An 18,585-nucleotide genomic window follows, 5' to 3' on the forward strand; every position below is an offset into this window, starting at 1 on the left:
GGCCCCATCACCGGTTGTACTTCTTGTGCATGGTCTCGGCGGCGTCGCCACTGCCGAAGTGGAAGACGCCACCCTTGTTGTGCTTCACCACATTGCTGGGCGCCGGGGCCGGGGATCCATCCGGTTCCGGATCCGGATCGGCAACGTACGGCTCCAGTTCCTCCGGACCATGCTCCGGGACATGGATCCAGCCGTAGCCGCTGAACTCCTTCTCCCGGATGTGCACCCGGGTGTACCGCCCCGGATCCAGGCTCTGGCCCTCTCCTCGAAGTCTGACGACGTCCTGGTAGAGCTGGTCGGAGACGATCAACGCGAGATCGGTGGATTCCAAGGCCCCTAACACCCGCTTGAGCTGAGGCGCGTTGAGGTAGCGGGCCACGGAGATCGGGGCGGGCCCGCTGTAGCCGAGGGCAGCCGTACGCGCCACGCCGAAGTCGATCGCGAGGCGGAGCCGCATACGCTGCCCCTTGGCAAGGTTGGCGTTGCGTTCGCCGAGCCGCGTAGCCAGGTTTCGTACGAAGCCCCCGAGCACCACCGGCTCCGGAGTCTCGAGTGGCAACACCGCGAATTCCTGGTCGCCCTGCGGCTGACGCTCCCAGGTCGTGCGGTCCAGGCCACTGAGCACCGCCGCCTCTTCCAACACCCGGACAAGGTCTGCCTGAAAGCTCTCCTGACTCGGGGTGTCAAGGCGGCTGTACTTCTCCACGTCGGCGGCCATGCACAGATGGCGCGTGATGATCTCTTGCAAGTGAGGCTGTGAATGCGACTGCGATGTCATGGACTCGGGTCACCCGTCTGCCGTAGTTGAGGGGGTCGGGCGTCAACTGTGCAGCGAGAAAAGGGGAATACCGAGTGGGTCGTAGAAATACTGTTTTCGGCAGGAGAGACGGACGGCGCCGGCGTTACGGGACAACCGCGTCCAGCCGGGCGACTTCTCGCAGCCGGTCCAAGTCCAGGACGGTGGTACGGCGGTAGCCGGTCGTGATGAGACCGCCCCTGCGCAGTTCGGCGAGCGCCTTGTGGATGGTGACCTCCGCCGAACCTGTGAGCGCCGCCATTTCCGGCTGGGTGAGGTCGACTCCGATAACCAGACCACGCGGGACCGGGTGCCCGTACGAGGTCGCCAAGTCGGCGAGTACGCGAGCGAGCCGCACTTTCAGCGGATACCCCCCGAACTCCACTCGTCGTTGGTTCGCCCACCGCAGCCGTCGGACGACGATCCGGTTGATCGCCCGGGCAGCCTCGGAATGAGAGTCAAGGAAAAGCCGCAAATCGGACTCGCGAACTATGCTGGCGGCGACCTCCCCGCAAGCGGTGACCGTGGCCGACCTCGGCGCATCCTCGTCCATCGCGGCCATCTCGCCGACTATGTCGCCGCCGACCCGGATGGCGAGCAGTGCTTCGTGCCCGTTGTCCAGCCGGGAAGTGACCTTGACGAATCCGGAGCGCAGAAGCACCACATGGTTGGAGCGGTCGCCCTCGCGGAGCAGGGCTTCCTCATGCAGGTAACGGCAGCGGGTGCCGAGCTTGAGCAGCTCGGTACGGACGGGCTCCGACAAGCCGCCGAGAAAGCTGCGGGCGGGCCACCCTTCCCTGCCCGGTGACACGAACTGCTGCGTCAAGGACTCTCCTCGCTTTCTCCGCTTCAACTCTGGTCTGCCGCTGATCCGTGGGAATCATCTGTTCCAGAAGAGCAGTTGCCCGAGCACCGGGGCAGAGTGCGCGCGGGGCGGAGTTGATGCGCTCGGCGCGCGCCGGGGGCGCACGCCGATCGGTGAGCGCCCGGAATGGTCCGCTGCCGGGGGACCGATTCGCGCGACACTCGGGTTCGCTCACCTGGCCTCGGTCTGAGCCCCAGGCCAGGGACACGGCCCCGACACTCGCCGCGCTTCGGGCAGGGACTACGACTTCGCCCTCGGCGGCAACGGACACCTCTACCGAGGCAACCGCCTCGCCACTCGGCAGCAGCGTGCCTTGCGGACAGACTCCGTCCTCTACCGGTCACGGTGCGGTGAAAACATGGCGACACGCGGGCGCCCGGTTTGTTAGCTTCCGGACCATGAAGCCGCTCACCGAGGACGAGATCCGCGGATCGTTCGTCAACTGTTCCAAGGGCGAGGCCCGCAGGATGAACCTCCCCCGGGAGCTGTCCGACCTGCCCTGGGCCGATCTCGACTTCCTGGGCTGGCGTGATCCCGGGGCTCCGGACCGCGGCTATCTGGTGACGGAGCGCGCGGGCGCGTGGGTGGGCATCACTCTGCGTGGCGCTTCGTCCGGGCAGAAGAATTTCCTCAAGTCGAGCATCTGCTCGATATGTGTCACCTCGCACGCCGCCTCCGGGACGGACCTGATGACCGCGCCCAAGGTCGGTGCCGCGGGCCGGCAGGGCGATTCCGTCGGTATGTACATGTGCGCGGACCTGGCGTGCCCTCTGTACGTCCGGGGCAGGAAGAAGTCCCTCGGCCGGCGGCTGGAGGAGTCCCTCACGGTGGAGGAGCGGCTGGCCAGGGCCCGGACGAATCTGGACCGCTTCCTGGACAAGCTGTACGAGAGCGCGACGACGACAGCGGTCTGACGGCGCGGCCCGTGGTGCCGCCGGTACGTGGACGGCGGGGCGGCCCGGGTCTCCCCGGACCGCCCCGCCGTGCCCACTCAGCGCCGTGCCCGCTCCAGCGTCATGCCCGCTCAGCGCGCCGTATCCCAGGTGCCGTACAGGCCGAGCCCGGCGCCGCGGCCCGGGTCTCAGGCTCCGCCCGGTCCCACCGGGCGGCGGGACGGGCGCGCGAGGGTGTAGCCGCCGATGCCCGCGAGCGCGCCGAGCACACCGCCGGCCACGGTCCAGATCCAGCGGTCCGTCCACCAGCCTGAGGACCAGCCGTCCTCGGGCTCGACGCCGGAGGCGGCGAGCCGCGCGCCGTCGCCCGGCCCGCTGTCGGTCCCGGTCCCGGTCCCGTCTCCGTCGTCGGCCGCCGAGACAGTGGTACGGCCCGGGGTCAGCGGGACGGCCAGCCGCCCGCCGACCGCCGAGGCGCCGCCCTTGTCGGGTGTGGCGGCCTCGATCTCCGCCCGTACCGGCAGCCCGAGGTCCACCTCCTGCGCGTTCAGGACGGTCAGCCGTACGTAGTAGCTGCCCGGCAGCGGATCGTTGGACCACGGCTCCGCCCAGGCCCGTACGGTGCGCAGCGTGCACCGCAGCTCGACCGTGCGCGCGTCGGCCGCGAGCGCCTTGGTCCGGGCGCCGTACACGCACGGCTGGTGGCGGCGCAGTCCGTCGTAGACGTCCACCTGCCAGGTGGTCGCGCCCTTCCTGGCCGCGGCGGACTCGGGGAGCGTGACCTTCGCCGTGACGGTCGGGCGCTGCCCGGCGTCCGCGGGGAACACCCAGTACAGGTAGTCGCCCGAGGAACCAACCGCCGTGGCCCGCTGGCCCGGCCGGAACGCGGTGGCCGTACGGAACGAGGTCCCCGCCTCCGTCGGCGCCTCGGCGGTGCCGGAGCCGTCCGAGCCGTCCGAACCTTCGGAACCGTCGGCCGAGCTGCCGGCGGGCGTCGGGGTCTCGTCGGCGACGGCGCCGCCCGCCGTGCCGAGAAGCAGCACACCGGCCAGCAGGGAACCCGTGAACATACCGGTGATACGCATCAGTTGCTCCTCCATACGAGACGCAGGCGCGAGAGCCAGCCCCAGAGCAGTCCGGCGACCAGTCCGGTGAGGGCCAGGGTGCCGAGCAGCCACCAGCCGCGGCCGAGACCGAACGCGGCGAGGTCGGACGGCTCGTCGGGCGAGTCGACGAGGTCGACGGTCAGCTCGACGGGCAGGCCGGGGGTGGTCTTGACGGAGGGGGGCGCGGAGAAGGCGTTGCTGACCTGGAGACAGACCGTCTCGGCGGCCGGCTTCACCTCGTCCTCGTCCTCGTCGAGCGGTGGCTTGGGGTAGCGGAGCCCCGACGAGATCACGTCGGTGCGTCCGTCGCCCGCTTCCGAGCCGCGGACGATCTCCCTGCCGTGTACGGTCACGGCGCGCAGCAGCACGCCGTAGTCCCGGTTGACGGCGCGGTCGGCGCCGACGCTGACGGAGGCGCGCAGCTCCTGGCCGGGGAGCACGTCCACGCGGTACCAGCGGTGCTCGGAGAACTTCTCGCGGTCGCTGTAGAGACCGGGCTTGATCCGCGGGGCGTCGGCGCAGCGCGCGGCGCCCTCGGTGGCCACCGGAGTGACGACCGGGTCGGCGGCGCGGTCCACCAACTGCGTGACGCGGCGCGAGAGTTCATCGGTGTGCTGGACGGAGGTGAAGGTGCCGCCGGTGGCCTCGGCGATACAGGTCAGCTGCCGCCGGGTCTTGTCGTCGGGGACGAGGCCCAGGGTGTCGATGGTGAGATGGATGCCCTTGGCCGCGATCTCGCGCGCGACCTCGCACGGGTCGAGCGGGGCACAGGTGTCCTCGCCGTCGGTGATGAGGACGATGCGCCGGGTGGCGTCGTCGTCGCCCTCCAGGTCGTCGGCCGCGCCGAGGAGTGCGGGGCCGATGGGCGTCCAGCCGGTGGGGGCGAGGGTGGCGACCGCGGTCTTCGCCTCGGTGCGGTCCAGCGGCCCCACCGGATAGAGCTGCTTGGTGTCCTTGCAGCCGACCTTGGTGTCCTTGCCGGGGTAGTCGGCGCCGAGGGTGCGGATGCCCAGTTCCACTTCCCGCGGAACCGCGTCGAGCACCTCGTTGAACGCCTGTTTCGCCGCCGTCATCCGGGACTGGCCGTCGATGTCGCGGGTCCGCATCGAGCCGCTGACATCGAGGACGAGGTCGACCTTCGGGGCCGGTTTCCCGGTAGGTTCGTCGGCGGCGGCAGCGGCGGGAGGGAAGAGCCCTACGGCCAGGGTGGCCACCAGACCGCACACGGCGGCTGCCGGCCATTTACTTATGATCATCGCCGGATGATAGTGAGACTTCCCCCACCGGACCAAAAAGGAACTGATGGGTCGTCAGTTTCTTTTCCGACCCCCCGAGGTGACGTCATGCACGGGAACACCGAACCGTCCGAACGATCCACCGGGTCCACAGGCGGACCGGACAGGACCGGTCTGAACCGCCGCCGCTTCCTGGGCGCGGGAGCGCTCGCCGCCGCCTCGGTCGTCGCTGCGGCGTCCGCTTCTTCCGCCGCCCAGGCCCAGGCCACGGCCCCCTCCTCGGCCCCCGCGTCCGCCCGCCCGCGCGCCGCCTCCCGGCCGCTGTTCCTCGGGACGTACACCTCCGCCGGCGGCGGTACCGGTGTCGGCCTGGCGACGTACGACACGGTGACGGGCACGATCTCGGGCGCCGGTACGGTCACCGGCGTCGACAACCCCTCGTATCTCGCCGTCCATCCGGACGGCACCACGCTCTACACCGTCAATGAGCAACAGGACGGCGGCGTCACGGCGATCGCCCTGCCCGGGGCCGGGGGCGGGAGCCCGACCGTGCTGGGCACGCGCGCCACGGGCGGCGCCGGGCCCACCCATCTGTCGGTGCACCCCGGCGGAGACTGGCTGCTGAGCGCCAACTACACCTCCGGCAGCGTCGCCGTACACCCCATCGGGGCCTCGGGCGCGCTGGGCGAGCGTACGGACCTGGTCACGCACTCCGCGCCGCCGCCGGGCCCCGGGCAGCAGGGCCCGCACGCCCACCAGATCCTCACCACGCCGGACGGCGGCCATGTCGTCGCCGTCGACCTGGGCAACGACACCGTCTATACGTACCGCCTCGACACCGCGGCCGGGACGCTGGCCCAGGTCTCGTACGCGCGGCTGCGGCCCGGCGCGGGCCCTCGCCATCTCGCCTTCCACCCGTCGGGCGCGTTCGCCTATCTGGCCAACGAGCTGGACAACACCGTCGTCGTCTGCGCGTACGACCCCGCGACCGGTGAACTCACCCCCGGGGAACCGCAGTCCACCGGTGCGGGGCAGGCGGGCGGCAACTTCCCGGCCCAGCTGGTGGTCACCGGCGACGGAGCCTTCGCGTATCTCGCCAACCGCGGTCACAACAGTCTGACGCGGTACGCCGTCGAGGAGTCCGGCGCGAGGCTGCGGCTGCTCGACACCGTGCCGGTCGGCGGTGACTTCCCCCGGCAGCTCGCCCTCTCCCCCGCCGGGAACCTGCTGTTCGCCGCGAACCAGCGCTCGAACTCGGTGACCGTCTTCCATGTCGACCCGGAAAGCGGCGAACTGCGCTCAGCGGGCGCGCCGTTCGGGTCGCCGGTGGCTGTCTGCGCGCTTCCGCTCTAGGTGCTTCCGCTCCAGGTGCTTCCGCTCCAGGTGGGGATGTGGTGGTTCTCGCGTCCGGGCCGGGGCCCGTCGCTCCTGGGTGAGGCGCTCGGCGGCCGCGCCGTGAGAGGGCCGGGAGCGAACCACGAGTGGGCCGGGAGTCAGCCGCGAGGGGCTTCGGGAGGGGCGTGAGAAGGGTCAGCCGTCGACGGACACGCGCCGCGCCACCGCGGCCAGATGCTCGCGCAGGGCGACGGCCGGACGTTCGGGGTCGCCGGACTCGAACGCCGCCAGGATCGCCGCGTGTTCGTCCACGGCCGACTCGATGTCCGTCGTGCCGGGGTCGGCCGTCTGGCGCAGCCGCAGCACCTGGGCGCTCAGGGACTCGGCGGTCCTGAGGAGGAAGCGGTTGCCGGAGGCCCGGATGATCGTGAGGTGGAACTCCCAGTCCGCCGCGAAGCACTCGCGCAGATCGGGGAAGCCGGCCGGTCGGCCCCGGGCGCCCCGCGACGTCCGTACGCGATGGGCGTGGAGCACGTGCCGGGCGTGCGCGGTACGCAACTCGGGCAGCAGGTCACCGGTCCTGGGGACCGCGCGCTCCACGGCCGCGGTCTCCAGGATCGTGCGCAGGTCGAACAGCTCCGCGAGCTGCTCCGGTGACAGCGGCGGGGCGACGCGGTAGCCCTTGAGCGCCACCCGCGAGATCAGACCGGTGTGTTCGAGCTGGACGAGCGCCTCGCGCACCGGGGTCGGCGACACCTCCAGCTCCCGGGCGAGGGAGTCGATACCGAGCGAACTCCCCTGCGGGGTCGAGCCGTCGAGCAGCCTCTCCAGAATCGCGTCGTACACACCGTCGCGGAGGGCCCGGCGAGGCACTGCCGGCTTTCGGCCGGCGGCCGGGGCGGCCAGGGCACTGCTCTCGTTCCCGTTCATCTCGCCCGCCATCCTAAGTGCCCCTCCCGGCGATGTCCGCCCCGTCGCGGCGCCCGGCACACGCGCTGGCCGTCCCGGCGGCGCCGGGCCGGCCGGGTGAGGTCGGAGCGCCTCCAATTGAATAGATCCTATAGGGTCTATGATCCACATTCCCGGTCCCGGCCACCTCTGACAGACCCGGAGACGACGATGTCCCACACCGCACAGGACTGGCCCATCGGCGCCGCCGTCCTCCCGTTCCCGAACATCCAGGGCCCGAACATCCAGGGCCCGAACATCCAGGGCCCGAACATCGAGGGCCCGAACATCGAGGGCGGGGCCTCCGGCCCCGACCCCGAGGGGATCCGGCCGTGACCGTGCTGACGAACGACCCGCGCGCCTTCGCCGACGAGGCCCTCGCCGGGTTCGCCGCCGCCCACGCGGATGAGGTCCGTGCGGTGCACGGCGGTGTCGTCCGCGCCTCGGTCACCCCGCCGGGCCAGGTCGCCGTCGTCATCGGCGGCGGCACCGGCCACTACCCCGCGTTCGCCGGCTGGGTCGGGCCCGGCTTCGCACACGGCGCGGCCTGCGGCCAGGTCTTCGCCTCCCCCTCCGCCTCGCAGATCTGCTCGGTGGCACGGGCGGCGGACAACGGGGGCGGTGTGATCCTCGGTTTCGGCAACTACGCGGGAGACACCCTGCACTTCGGGCGCGCGGCCGAACAGCTCCGCGCGGAGGGCATGGACGTCAGGACCCTCGCGGTGACCGACGACATCGCGTCGGGACCGGCCGAGAACACCGCGCCGCGCCGGGGCATCGCGGGCGACTTCCCCGTACTGAAGATCCTCGGTGCCGCGGCCGAGGCCGGACTCGGCATCGACGCGGCCGTACGCACGGGCCGCAGGGCCAACGCGGCCACCCGCTCGCTCGGCCTCGCCTCCGGCGGCTGCACCCTGCCGGGCGCGGACCGGCCGCTGTTCACCATCCCCGCCGGGCGGATGAGCGTCGGCCTCGGCATCCACGGCGAGCCCGGGATCGCGGAACTCCCCCTGCCCACCGCCGACCGGGCCGCCGATCTCCTGGTGGACAGGATCCTGGCGGAGCGGGCGGCGGCGTCCGGCGGCGTGGGCGGATCCGACCGGGTGGCGCTGCTCCTCAACGGTCTGGGGGAGGCCACGTACGAGGAGCTGTACGTCGTCCACCGCCGCGTGGCCGAGCGGCTGGCCGCCGAGGGCCTGACCGTCGTCGCGCCGGTGGTCGGCGAGCAGATCACCAGCCTCGGGATGGCCGGGCTCTCCCTCACCCTGACCTTCCTGGACGCCGAACTGGAAGCGCTGTGGACGGCTCCTGCCGCCGCCCCCGCCTTCCGCCGTGGCGCCCTCGCGCCCCGGGTGGCGCGTACCGACGATCTGACCACCACCCACCGGGTGCCGCCGGTCGTACCGGGCGGCCCCGGCTCCCGGGCCCTGGGGGCGCGGCTGGCCGCGGCCCTGCTGACGGTGCGCGACACCGTGGCGGCCCATGAGGCACGGCTCGGGGACCTCGACGCCGTGGCGGGCGACGGTGACCACGGCATCGGGATGCGGCGCGGCGCCGAGGCCGCGGCGGCTGCCGCACGGGAGGCGGTCGCCCTCGGCGCGGGCGCCGGTACGGTGCTGGCGCACGCCGGTGCGGCCTGGTCGGAGCGGGCCGGCGGCACCTCCGGCGCGCTGTGGGGCGCGGCGCTGACGGCCTTCGGCGCGGTGCTCGGCGACCACGACGGCGTGACGGCCGGATCGGGCGCTACGGCGGCCGGCGGCGGTACGGCCGGACGCGACGCCGACGACGGTGCCCGGCTGACCCGTGCCGTGCGGGCCGCGGTGGACGTGGTGCTGCGGATCGGCGGAGCGAGACCCGGCGACAAGACGCTGGTGGACGCCGCCGTGCCGTTCGCCGACCGGCTGGAGGCGGCGCTGCCCACGGCCGGGTTCGCCGCCGCGTGGGCACAGGCCGCGCGGGCCGCGGGCGAGGCCGCCGAGGCGACCGCCGCCATCGCCGCGCGCCTGGGCCGGGCCCGTACCCATGGGGTCCGGGGCCTCGGCTCGCCCGACCCGGGGGCCGTCTCGTTCGCCCTGATCGTCGCCGCGCTCACCCCCGGGTCCTCCGACGCCCCCGGCCCGGCCGGCTCTCCGGGCCCCTCCGGCTTCCCCGATTTCCCCGGCCTCCCCGGCTTCCCGGGCTCCTCCGGCTTCCCCGGGGCGAAGCGCTGAGGCCGCGTGGCACCACGACCCGGGCCCGGCCGGGCGGTGGTGCTCAGCGGGTGAAGGTGCGGCGGAACGCGGCCGGGGTGCGGCCGGTGCGACGCAGGAAGAACTTGCCGAAGTTGGTGGGCTCGCTGAAGCCGAGCCGATGACTCACCGCCGCGACCGCCAGGTCGGTGTAGGCGAGCAGCCGTTTGGCTTCGAGGGTGATCCGGGCGTCCAGCAGTTCGCGCGCGGAGAGGCCGGTGGCGGCGGTGCTCGCCCGGGTCAGTGTGCGCACGCTGTAGCCGAGCCGGCCCGCGTAGTCGGCCACACGGTGGGTTCGGGCGAAGTCGCGTTCCACCGCGGCGGCGAACCGGGCGGCGACGCTGTCGGGGTCGCCCAGGGCGGGGCCGTCCGTGTCCGTGCGGCCGATGCGCAGCAGCATCACGCTGAGCAGATGCCGTCTGGCCTCGTCGCCGGACGCGGTGTGGCAGTCGGCCTCCAGACGTAGCTGACGGGCCATCTCCCGGATGCCGGCGTACGCCGCGGTGCCGGGGCGCCAGGCGGGGCCCCGGTGGATGTCCCCCAGCAGCCGCGCCAGTTCGGTCGAGGGCGAGGCGGGCGCCTCGTCGGTGAAGAGCACCAGCTCCCCGTCCACCGGGGGCCCGAACCGCTGTACCTGACCGGGGCGTACCCACAGCACGGTCCCGGGGCCGAGCCGGTACTCGACGAAATCCACCTCGTGCCAGGTCTGCCCCGCGTCGACCAGCATGAGCCGGTGAAATCCCGTGCGATGCGGTTCGCCGAGAGTGTTCACGGCGCGACGGCCGATTTCCGCGCGATCGAGCACTTCGAGTTCGAGGCCCGGACCGTCCGGTGCCTTGAACCCGATGTGCCGTACGCCATCACGTCCGATTGCGACCATGTCGAGTCCGCTCGTCACCTTTCCGGGCAAGTCCCCCATTTTAGAAGATCGAGGCATCAGGCGAAGCAGGAAGGTGACTGTCATGAGCAGGGTTGTTGTGTTCGGCGCGGCCGGGCAGCTCGGACGGCGGATCGTGGCCGAGGCCGCCCACCGGGGTCACGAGGTGACCGCGGTGGTGCGCCACACGGAGACCGCTACGGACCTCGCCGGGGAAGCGGCCGTGGTGGCGGGGGACGCCACCTCGGCGGAGTCCGTCGCCCCGCCGGCGAAAGACGCCGACGCGCTGGTGACCGCCGTGAGCGCACCGGGCCGGGAGATCTACCGCACGGTGGCCGAGACGATGACCGATGTCGTCGCGGCGCTGCCCCGTCCGGCGCCACGGATCATCCACATGGGCGGCGGGGCGACACTGACCACCCCGGACGGGACCCGGATCCTGGACCTGCCGTCCTTCCCCGCCGAGTACCTGGACATGGCCTCCGGGCAGGCCGAGGCGCTGGACTTCTACCGGACCAGCACCGGGGTGACCTGGACGTATGTCTCACCGCCGCCGGTGCACTACGCGGTGGGCGACCGGACCGGGAGCTACCGCACCGGGCGGGACCAGCCGGTCACGGGGGCCGACGGCGAGGCGCGGCTGAGCTACGAGGACATGGCCGTGGCCGTTGTCGACGAGATCGAGCACCCGAGATTCCTGAACACCCGGTTCACAGTCGGCTACTGAGCGCGTTCGCCGGCCGAACCACCCTCCCCCGCGGCGAGACCCGGCCGCGACGGCCCCCTCAGCGGCACCCACGCCGGTCGCCGCGGCGGCACCCGCGCCGGCCCCCGCGGCGACTTCTCCGCACAGCGGTCGGCGGCGGCGTACCGCCACCGCGGCACCACCGCCCCGTCCCCGGTGGTTGGATGGGAGCAGGCCCGTTCCCCGCCCGCACCGCGTGCCCCACCCATGGCGCTTCCCGTTCCGGCCGGCAGCCCCCGGGCCCAGACTGGAGGTCGCTCGATGGTGACGAAGGGCCGTACGGGGGGCCAGCCCACCCTGGAGGAGGTCGCCGCGCTCGCGGGGGTCGGCCGGGGCACGGTGTCCCGTGTCATCAACAACTCGCCCCGGGTGAAGGACACCACGCGCCATCTGGTCGAGCAGGCCATCGCCCAGCTCGGCTACATACCCAACCGGGCCGCCCGCGCCCTGGCGGGCAGCCGTACCGACGCCGTGGCGCTGGTGATACCCGAGACCGAGAAACGCTTCTTCGCCGAGCCGTACTTCTCCGAGATCGTCCACGGCGTGGGCGACGGTCTCGCCGACACGGATCTGCAACTCCTGCTCACCCTCGTCCGCACGGAGAAGGAGCGCGACCGCTTCCTCCAGTACGCGCGCGCCCGCCGGATCGACGGGGTCCTCCTCGTCTCCGTGCACGGCAGCGACCCGTTGCCCGATCTGCTGGCCGGGATGGAGATGCCGACGGTCCTCAGCGGTCGCAGGTCCGGGGACGAGTCCGTGTCGTACGTCGACTCCGACAACGTGGGCGGCGCGCGCGCCGCCGTGCGCCATCTGTCCTCGTCGGGCCGCCGGGCGATCGCCACCATCACCGGTCCGCTGGACATGTACGTGGCGCGGTGCCGCCTGCGCGGCTACGAGGAGGCGGTGGGCGAACACGGCACCGGCCCCGCCCCCTCCTGGATCGCGCACGGCGACTTCACCGAGGAGAGCGGACGCCGTGCGATGGCGGAACTGCTGCGCCTCCATCCGGATCTCGACGCGGTGTTCGCCGCCTCGGACCTGATGGCGGTGGGCGCTCTGCACGCCCTGCGGGCGGCGGGCCGCAGGGTGCCCGAGGACGTGGCCGTGGTGGGTTTCGACGACTCGCCCCTCGCCCGCCACACGGACCCTCAACTGACCTCGGTGCGCCAGCCGGTGGAGGAGATGGGGCGCACGATGGCCCGGGTGCTGCTGGAGACGATCAACGACTCCTCGGCGGCCTGGCAGCACGTGGTCCTGCGCACGGAACTGGTACGACGGGCGTCGGGCTGAACGGTCCCGCCACGGCGGCGCCGTTCCGTGCCGTACCCCGTGGGGGACACGGCACGGAACGGCGACCGTTCGCTCAGAGCGAGCCGAGCCGCTCCAGGGGGAACGGCGGCTGGGCCAACGGCCGTACGGCGAGCCGGGTGAGCGGCAGTACGTTGTCGTCGCCCGCCGTGCGGTTGGCGTGCAGTACGTCGCAGTGGACGCAGCGGTGGACGAGTACCCATTCGCCGTCCCCGCGTACGGAGATGGCGAGCGGCTCCATCCGGGCACCGCAGTCGGCGGCCCGGTCGCCCGGGGTGTCGTCGACATGACGGCTCCACAGGCAGTTCGGGCAGTGGTTGCGGTGGCTGGTGCCGGCCGCGGCCATCGGTACGTCGAGACCGCAGTGGAGACAGCGGAAGGACTCGGCGCGCGCTTCGAAGCGCGCGCGTCCGGAAGCACGTCCGGAAGCACGTCCGGACGTGTGTTCAGGGGTGTGTTTGGAGGTGTGTTCGGGGGTGCGCTTTGACGTGTGTCTGGAAGTGTCGCGGGACATCGTGAGAACGACTCCTGGTGTGATGCGCGGACGGTCGGGGATGAACGCCGTCTCGTACCAGGGAAGTCCGCTCCGGTCGGCGATGCCTGTCGGCCGTGCGTGTCAGCAGCGGTGCCGGGAAGACATCACGGAGAGAGAACTGCCTCGGTCAAGAGAACGGTTCCGACCGGCCACAGGCATACAACACCACCCTTTGAACATCGCCAGGAGCTCCCGGTGAGCGCCGCCTCGATGAAACAGGCGGCCGGGCCCGCGCGGCAACCGAATATCCGGAGGGCCGGACATCCGCTGATGAGGAGGGCCGGACATCCCCGTACGCCGACGGGACCCTCAGGCGACCGACCCGATCGCCCGCGTCCTCGGCCCGTCGTGGTGGATCGGGGTGTGCGCGCCCGTGAGCGGGACTCCGCTGCCGCCCCGCCGGACCGCGACGATCTCCGCCGCGATCGACAGCGCGGTCTCCTCGGGCGTACGGGCCCCGAGGTCAAGCCCTATCGGCGAGTGCAGCCGGGCGAGTTCGCGCTCGGTGACACCGATCTCGCGCAGCCGCCGGTTGCGGTCCTCGTGGGTACGGCGTGAGCCCATCGCGCCGACGAAGGCGACGGGAAGCCTGAGGGCCAGCTCCAGCAGGGGCACATCGAACTTGGCGTCGTGGGTGAGTACGCAGAGCACCGTACGGCCGTCGACCGGCGTCGACGCCAGATAGCGGTGCGGCCAGTCGACCACGATCTCGTCGGCGTCGGGGAAGCGGTCCCGGGTCGCGAAGACGGGGCGCGCGTCGCAGACCGTAACGTGATAGCCGAGGAACGCGCCGGTACGCACCAGCGCGGCGGCGAAGTCGATGGCACCGAAGACGATCATGCGTGGCGGCGGGACGCTCGACTCGACCAGGAGCGTCAGCGGCTGTCCGCACCGCGATCCGCGCTCCCCGAGCACGACCGTGCCCGTACGGCCCGCGTCCAGCAGGGCGCGGGCCTCGGCCGCCACCGTACGGTCCAGCTGCGGGTGGCCGCCGAAGCCGCCCTCGTACGATCCGTCGGGGCGCACGAGCAGGGCGCGGCCCCGGAGCACGTCCGGTCCTTCGGTGATCCTCGCGAGCGCCGCCGCGTCGCCGCGGGCGGCGGTGGACAACGCCGCCGCGAACACCGCCCGCGCGGCGCGTCCCGCGGCGTCCGACCGTACCGGCGTCACCAGGATGTCGATGACCCCGCCGCAGGTCAGACCCACGGCGAAGGCGTCCTCGTCGCTGTAGCCGAACCGCTCCAGGACGGTGGTGCCGTCCCGGAGGGCCTGTTGGCACAGCTCGTACACGGCCCCCTCCACACAGCCGCCGGAGACCGAGCCGATGGCCGTGCCCGCGCTGTCGACGGCGAGCGCGGCTCCCGGCAGGCGGGGTGCGCTGCCGGTGACCGCCACGACGGTGGCGACGGCGAAGTCGCGTCCCTGCCCGACCCACCGGCTCAGCTCTTCGGCGATGTCCAGCATGTCGGTCTCCTCGGGTCTGATGGCCACGGTCGGTGGGTGGGGTCGGGTGCGGTCGGGAGCGGGAGGCTGGGTCAGGAGACGCCCAGCCAGGATTCGATCGGGTGGAGCGCGTAGAAGACCACGAAGATCACGGTGAGGCCCCACATGAAGGCCCCGATCTCGCGGGCCCTGCCCTGGGCGATCCGGATCGCGACGTACGAGATGACGCCCGCCGCGACCCCGGCGGTGATGGAGTACGTGAACGGCATCAGGACGACGGTCAGGAAGACCGGGACGGCGACGGCGCGGTCGCCCCAGTCGACGTGCCGGGCGTTCTGCATCATCATCGCGCCGATGACGACCAGGGCCGCCGCCGCGACCTCGCCCGGGACGATCTGGGTGATCGGGGTGAAGAAGAGACAGGCCGCGAAGAGGAGGCCGGTGACGACGGAGGCGAAGCCGGTACGCGCTCCCTCGCCGACGCCCGTCGCGGACTCGACGAAGACGGTCTGGCCCGAACCCCCCGCCACCCCGCCGATGGCCCCGCCCGCGCCGTCGATGAACAGTGCCTTGGACAGGCCCGGCATGCGGCCCTTGTCGTCGGCGAGCCCGGCTTCCGTGCCGACGCCGATGATGGTGGCCATCGCGTCGAAGAAGCCCGCGAGGACGAGGGTGAAGACGATCATGCCGATGGTCATCGCGCCGACCTGTCCCCAGCCGCCGAACTCGGCCTTCCCGAAGAGCGAGAAGTCGGGCATGGAGACGGCACTGCCGGTCAGCTCGGGCGGGCCGCTGTTCCATGCCTTGGGGCTGATGCCGCCCGCGGCGTTGAGGACGACGGCGACGACCGTCCCGATGACGATGCCGATCAGGATGGCGCCGGGCACCTCGCGGGCCTGGAGCATGAAGATGAGCAGCAGGGTGACGCAGAAGATCAGGACGGGCCAGCCGGCGAGTTCACCGGCGGGGCCGAGCGAGACCGGTCCCCCGCCCTGCGAGGCGTGTACGAAGCCCGCCTTCACCAGTCCGATCAGCGCGATGAACATGCCGATGCCCATGGTGATCGCGTGTTTGAGCGCGAGCGGGATGGCGTTCATGATCATTTCCCGCAGGCCGGTGACCACCAGCAGGCAGATCACCACTCCGTACATCACGCACATGCCCATGGCCTGCGGCCACGTCATCACGGGCACGACCTGGCCGGCCACCACACCGGAGACGGAGAGCCCGGCGGCGAGCGCGAGGGGCACCTTTCCCACGAAGCCCATCAGCAGCGTGGTCAGAGCGGCGGCGAAAGCGGTCGCGGTGATCAGGGCCTTCTGGCCGAGAGTGTCGCCCGCGACGTCCTCGCCGGAGAGGATCAGCGGGTTGAGCAGCAGGATGTACGCCATGGCCATGAAGGTCGTGACGCCGCCGCGCAGTTCGCGCGCGACGGTCGAGCCGCGGTGGGACAGGTGAAAGTACCGGTCGAGCCAGGACCTGCCGGCCGGGGGACGTGAGCCGGTGCCGGCGTCCTCGGCGGTGGTCCTCGGCTCCACTGACGAATGGGTCATGTATGCCTGCTCCCAAGGTTCAAAGGGGCACCCGCGAAAAAACGGGGACTGCGGGATTTGGGATGGTGCGTGGGCTGCACGACCCGGGGGACGGCCCGAGACGAATCGAAGGCGCGGTCCCGGGCGGCACGAGCGGCGCCGCCCGGGGACTGCTGGTGGGACTGCTTGCGGGACTCTCTGTGGAACTGCCCGTGGAACTCCTCTTCGGTGGACGGCAATTGATGGTGTGTCAGGTGCCGGTGAGGTGCTCCGGTCGTACCGGCGTCCTGTTCAGCTCCAGACCCGTCGCGTTCCTGATGGCCGCCAGGACCGCGGGAGTCGACGACAGGGTCGGAGCCTCGCCGATGCCGCGCAGACCGTACGGCGCGTGTTCATCGGCCAGTTCGAGGACGTCGACGGGGATCGTCGGCGTATCGAGGATGGTGGGGATCAGATAGTCCGTGAAGGACGGGTTGCGCACCTTCGCGGTCCTGGGGTCGACGATGATCTCCTCCATCACCGCCACCCCCAGGCCCTGGGTGGTGCCGCCCTGGATCTGCCCCAGGACGGAGAGCGGGTTGAGCGCCTTGCCGACGTCCTGGGCGACGGCCAGCTCGATGACCTTGACCAGGCCCAGTTCGGTGTCCACCTCGACAACGGCGCGGTGTGCGGCGAAGGAGTACTGGACGTGTCCGTTGCCCTGTCCCGTCCTGAGGTCGAAGGGCTGGGTGGGACGGTGGCGCCACTCCAGCTCCAGGTCCACCGCCTCGTCCTCCAGCACGTCCACCAGATCGGCGAGGACCTCGCCGCCGTCGGTGACGACCTTGCCGCCTTCGAGCAGCAGCTCGGCGGTGGCCCAGGCCGGGTGGTACGTACCGAACTTGCGCCGGCCGATGTCCAGGACCTTCTCCCGGACGTTCTCGCAGGTGTGCTTCACCGCTCCACCCGTGACATACGTCTGACGGGAGGCGGAGGTGGACCCCGCCGAGCCGACCCGGGTGTCGGCCGGCTGGATGGTGACCTGCGAGACACCGAGTTCGGTACGGGCGATCTGGGCGTGGACGGTGACGCCGCCCTGGCCGACCTCCGCCATCGCGGTGTGGACGACGGCGACCGGCACCCCGTTGATCACTTCGAGCCGTACCCGCGCTGTGGAGTAGTCGTCGAAGCCCTCGGAGAAGCCGACGTTCTTGATGCCGACCGCGTAGCCGACACCCCGTACGACCCCTTCGCCATGGGTGGTGTTGGAGAGCCCGCCGGGCAGCGCCCGTACGTCGGCCGCCTCGCCCGCCACCAGCCACTGCTGCTCGGGCGGGAGCGGCCTGGCCTTGACCCGGCGCAGCAGTTCGGCGACCGGCGCCGGGGAGTCGACGCGCTGTCCTGTCGGCAGCAGCGAGCCCTGTTCCATGGCGTTGAGCTGCCGGAACTCCACCGGGTCCAGATCCAGCGCCGCCGCCAGCCGGTCCATCTGCGCCTCGTACGCGAAGCACGCCTGGACGGCGCCGAAGCCGCGCATCGCGCCGCAGGGCGGGTTGTTGGTGTAGAGGGCGATCGCCTCGATGTCGACGTCGTCGATGACGTACGGGCCGACGGAGAGGGAGGAGGCGTTGCCGACGACGGCCGGGGAGGCGGAGGCGTACGCGCCGCCGTCCAGCACGATCCGGCACTTCATATGGGTGATCCTGCCGTCGCGGGTCGCGCCGTGTTCGTACCAGAGCTTCGCGGGGTGCCGGTGCACATGGCCGAAGAAGGATTCGAACCGGTTGTAGACGATTTTCACCGGCTTGCCGGTGCGCAGGGCCAGCAGACAGGCGTGGATCTGCATGGAGAGGTCTTCCCGGCCGCCGAAGGCGCCGCCGACACCGGAGAGCGTCATCCGGACCTTGTCCTCGGGCAGGCCGAGTACGGGCGCGATCTGGCGCAGATCGGAGTGCAGCCACTGGGTGGCCACATACAGATCGACGCCGCCGTCCTCGGAGGGCACCGCGAGACCGGACTCGGGGCCGAGGAACGCCTGGTCCTGCATGCCGAAGACATAGTCGCCCGAGACGATCACATCGGCGCGCGCCGCTGCCGCGTCGGCGTCGCCGCGGACGATGGGCTGGCGGTGGACGATGTTCGGGTGCGGGACATGCCCGATGTGGTGGTCGTCGCGGTTCTCGTGGATCAGCGGGGCGCCGGGCGCGGTCGCGGATGCCTCATCGGTGACGACCGGCAGTTCGGCGTAGTCGATCCGTATCTTGGCGGCGGCGCGACGGGCGGTCTCGGGGTGGTCGGCGGCCACAAGGGCGACCGGCTCACCGTGGTGCCGGACCTTGCCGTGGGCGAGGACGGGGGTGTCCTGGATCTCCAGACCGTAGTTCTTGACGGCCGTCGGGAGATCGTCATAGGTCAGGACGGCGTAGACACCGGGGGTCGCGAGCGCCTCGGCCGTGTCGATCGACCGGATCTCGGCGTGCGCCACGGTGGAGCGCAATGTATGGCCCCACAACATGTCTTCGTGCCACATGTCGGAGGAGTACGCGAACTCTCCGGTGACCTTGAGTATGCCGTCGGGACGGAGTGTCGACTCGCCTATGCCGCCCCTGGTCTGCGAGCCCTGGCTGATCGTGGTGGGGGCTCCGGCGGGGGCCCCGGGGCTGGTGGAAGCTCCAGGGCCGGCGGAGGCCAGGGGGCCGGTCGAGACCCCGGGGCCTGCGGAGGCTTCGGTGCCGGTGGGTGAACCAGTCGTGGCCATGC

General features: G+C 71.8%; 16 protein-coding genes. 6 read left to right on the forward strand and 10 right to left on the reverse strand.

Annotated elements, in window-relative coordinates; translation table 11 throughout:
• Window positions 1–7 precede the first annotated feature (7 nt).
• The gene (locus ACIOGX_RS16275) at window positions 8–748 is read right to left on the reverse strand and encodes a hypothetical protein (RefSeq protein ID WP_401913745.1); all 741 of its coding nucleotides are present in this window, start codon (window positions 746–748) and stop codon (window positions 8–10) included.
• A 154-nt stretch (window positions 749–902) separates the two neighbouring features.
• Entirely contained in the window at window positions 903–1,622 is a 720-nt protein-coding gene (locus ACIOGX_RS16280) for a Crp/Fnr family transcriptional regulator (RefSeq protein ID WP_401913748.1), read from the reverse strand.
• 437 nt (window positions 1,623–2,059) lie between these two features.
• Between ACIOGX_RS16280 and ACIOGX_RS16285 the strand changes: the two genes are divergently transcribed.
• Complete coding sequence (locus tag ACIOGX_RS16285) at window positions 2,060–2,575, forward strand: FBP domain-containing protein (RefSeq protein WP_356510323.1); 516 nt, start codon at window positions 2,060–2,062, stop codon at window positions 2,573–2,575.
• Window positions 2,576–2,742: 167 nt separating this feature from the next.
• Here the strand turns inward: ACIOGX_RS16285 and ACIOGX_RS16290 are convergent, their stop codons facing one another.
• Both ACIOGX_RS16290 and ACIOGX_RS16295 read right to left on the reverse strand, forming a co-directional pair.
• Window positions 2,743–3,639: a hypothetical protein gene (locus ACIOGX_RS16290; protein ID WP_401913751.1), complete on the reverse strand. Its 897-nt coding sequence runs from the start codon at window positions 3,637–3,639 to the stop codon at window positions 2,743–2,745.
• On the reverse strand, window positions 3,639–4,916 hold the full coding sequence (locus tag ACIOGX_RS16295) for a VWA domain-containing protein (protein WP_356510327.1): 1,278 nt from the start codon (window positions 4,914–4,916) through the stop codon (window positions 3,639–3,641). The genes ACIOGX_RS16290 and ACIOGX_RS16295 overlap by 1 nt, the downstream gene beginning before the upstream one ends.
• 87 nt (window positions 4,917–5,003) lie before the next feature.
• Here ACIOGX_RS16295 and ACIOGX_RS16300 point away from each other — a divergent pair, with 87 nt between their 5' ends.
• Window positions 5,004–6,248 (forward strand): lactonase family protein, encoded by a 1,245-nt coding sequence (locus tag ACIOGX_RS16300; protein WP_356510329.1) that lies wholly within the window; start codon window positions 5,004–5,006, stop codon window positions 6,246–6,248.
• A 177-nt stretch (window positions 6,249–6,425) separates the two neighbouring features.
• On the opposite strand, the gene ACIOGX_RS16305 is transcribed toward ACIOGX_RS16300, so the two are convergent.
• Complete coding sequence (locus ACIOGX_RS16305) at window positions 6,426–7,160, reverse strand: GntR family transcriptional regulator (protein ID WP_401913755.1); 735 nt, start codon at window positions 7,158–7,160, stop codon at window positions 6,426–6,428.
• A 189-nt stretch (window positions 7,161–7,349) separates the two neighbouring features.
• Between ACIOGX_RS16305 and ACIOGX_RS16310 the strand changes: the two genes are divergently transcribed.
• Entirely contained in the window at window positions 7,350–7,514 is a 165-nt protein-coding gene (locus ACIOGX_RS16310) for a hypothetical protein (RefSeq protein WP_401913758.1), read from the forward strand.
• Complete coding sequence (locus tag ACIOGX_RS16315; RefSeq protein ID WP_401913761.1) at window positions 7,511–9,388, forward strand: dihydroxyacetone kinase family protein; 1,878 nt, start codon at window positions 7,511–7,513, stop codon at window positions 9,386–9,388. Before ACIOGX_RS16310 ends, ACIOGX_RS16315 begins: the two co-directional genes overlap by 4 nt.
• A gap of 43 nt (window positions 9,389–9,431) precedes the next feature.
• On the opposite strand, the gene ACIOGX_RS16320 is transcribed toward ACIOGX_RS16315, so the two are convergent.
• Window positions 9,432–10,316, reverse strand: a complete 885-nt coding sequence (locus tag ACIOGX_RS16320; RefSeq protein WP_401913764.1) for a helix-turn-helix domain-containing protein — start codon at window positions 10,314–10,316, stop codon at window positions 9,432–9,434.
• A gap of 52 nt (window positions 10,317–10,368) precedes the next feature.
• Here ACIOGX_RS16320 and ACIOGX_RS16325 point away from each other — a divergent pair, with 52 nt between their 5' ends.
• Window positions 10,369–11,010: an NAD(P)H-binding protein gene (locus ACIOGX_RS16325; protein WP_356510339.1), complete on the forward strand. Its 642-nt coding sequence runs from the start codon at window positions 10,369–10,371 to the stop codon at window positions 11,008–11,010.
• A gap of 279 nt (window positions 11,011–11,289) precedes the next feature.
• Entirely contained in the window at window positions 11,290–12,318 is a 1,029-nt protein-coding gene (locus ACIOGX_RS16330) for a LacI family DNA-binding transcriptional regulator (protein ID WP_401913767.1), read from the forward strand.
• 73 nt (window positions 12,319–12,391) lie between these two features.
• Here the strand turns inward: ACIOGX_RS16330 and ACIOGX_RS16335 are convergent, their stop codons facing one another.
• From ACIOGX_RS16335 to ACIOGX_RS16350, 4 genes are all read right to left on the reverse strand, one after another.
• The gene (locus tag ACIOGX_RS16335; RefSeq protein WP_387014812.1) at window positions 12,392–12,850 is read right to left on the reverse strand and encodes an RNHCP domain-containing protein; all 459 of its coding nucleotides are present in this window, start codon (window positions 12,848–12,850) and stop codon (window positions 12,392–12,394) included.
• Window positions 12,851–13,180: 330 nt separating this feature from the next.
• Window positions 13,181–14,335 (reverse strand): XdhC family protein, encoded by a 1,155-nt coding sequence (locus tag ACIOGX_RS16340; RefSeq protein ID WP_401914224.1) that lies wholly within the window; start codon window positions 14,333–14,335, stop codon window positions 13,181–13,183.
• A 71-nt stretch (window positions 14,336–14,406) separates the two neighbouring features.
• The gene (locus ACIOGX_RS16345) at window positions 14,407–15,867 is read right to left on the reverse strand and encodes an NCS2 family permease (RefSeq protein ID WP_387014815.1); all 1,461 of its coding nucleotides are present in this window, start codon (window positions 15,865–15,867) and stop codon (window positions 14,407–14,409) included.
• Between the two features lie 229 nt (window positions 15,868–16,096).
• A complete protein-coding gene (locus tag ACIOGX_RS16350) occupies window positions 16,097–18,583 on the reverse strand; it encodes a xanthine dehydrogenase family protein molybdopterin-binding subunit (protein ID WP_401913771.1) in 2,487 nt (828 codons plus the stop codon).
• Window positions 18,584–18,585: the final 2 nt, after the last annotated feature.

The sequence above is a fragment of the Streptomyces sp. NPDC088147 genome, assembly GCF_044741565.1.
Classification (GTDB): domain Bacteria; phylum Actinomycetota; class Actinomycetes; order Streptomycetales; family Streptomycetaceae; genus Streptomyces.

What these genes read in the sequence shown, in the direction of transcription:
- ACIOGX_RS16285 (WP_356510323.1), top strand. Translation starts at nt 2,060, where the DNA reads ATGAAGCCGCTCACCGAGGACGAGATCCGCGGATCGTTCGTCAACTGT.
- ACIOGX_RS16290 (WP_401913751.1), bottom strand. Translation starts at nt 3,639, where the DNA reads ATGCGTATCACCGGTATGTTCACGGGTTCCCTGCTGGCCGGTGTGCTG.
- ACIOGX_RS16295 (WP_356510327.1), bottom strand. Translation starts at nt 4,916, where the DNA reads ATGATCATAAGTAAATGGCCGGCAGCCGCCGTGTGCGGTCTGGTGGCC.
- ACIOGX_RS16300 (WP_356510329.1), top strand. Translation starts at nt 5,004, where the DNA reads ATGCACGGGAACACCGAACCGTCCGAACGATCCACCGGGTCCACAGGC.
- ACIOGX_RS16305 (WP_401913755.1), bottom strand. Translation starts at nt 7,160, where the DNA reads ATGAACGGGAACGAGAGCAGTGCCCTGGCCGCCCCGGCCGCCGGCCGA.
- ACIOGX_RS16310 (WP_401913758.1), top strand. Translation starts at nt 7,350, where the DNA reads ATGTCCCACACCGCACAGGACTGGCCCATCGGCGCCGCCGTCCTCCCG.
- ACIOGX_RS16325 (WP_356510339.1), top strand. Translation starts at nt 10,369, where the DNA reads ATGAGCAGGGTTGTTGTGTTCGGCGCGGCCGGGCAGCTCGGACGGCGG.
- ACIOGX_RS16330 (WP_401913767.1), top strand. Translation starts at nt 11,290, where the DNA reads ATGGTGACGAAGGGCCGTACGGGGGGCCAGCCCACCCTGGAGGAGGTC.
- ACIOGX_RS16335 (WP_387014812.1), bottom strand. Translation starts at nt 12,850, where the DNA reads ATGTCCCGCGACACTTCCAGACACACGTCAAAGCGCACCCCCGAACAC.
- ACIOGX_RS16340 (WP_401914224.1), bottom strand. Translation starts at nt 14,335, where the DNA reads ATGCTGGACATCGCCGAAGAGCTGAGCCGGTGGGTCGGGCAGGGACGC.
- ACIOGX_RS16345 (WP_387014815.1), bottom strand. Translation starts at nt 15,867, where the DNA reads ATGACCCATTCGTCAGTGGAGCCGAGGACCACCGCCGAGGACGCCGGC.
- ACIOGX_RS16350 (WP_401913771.1), bottom strand. Translation starts at nt 18,583, where the DNA reads ATGGCCACGACTGGTTCACCCACCGGCACCGAAGCCTCCGCAGGCCCC.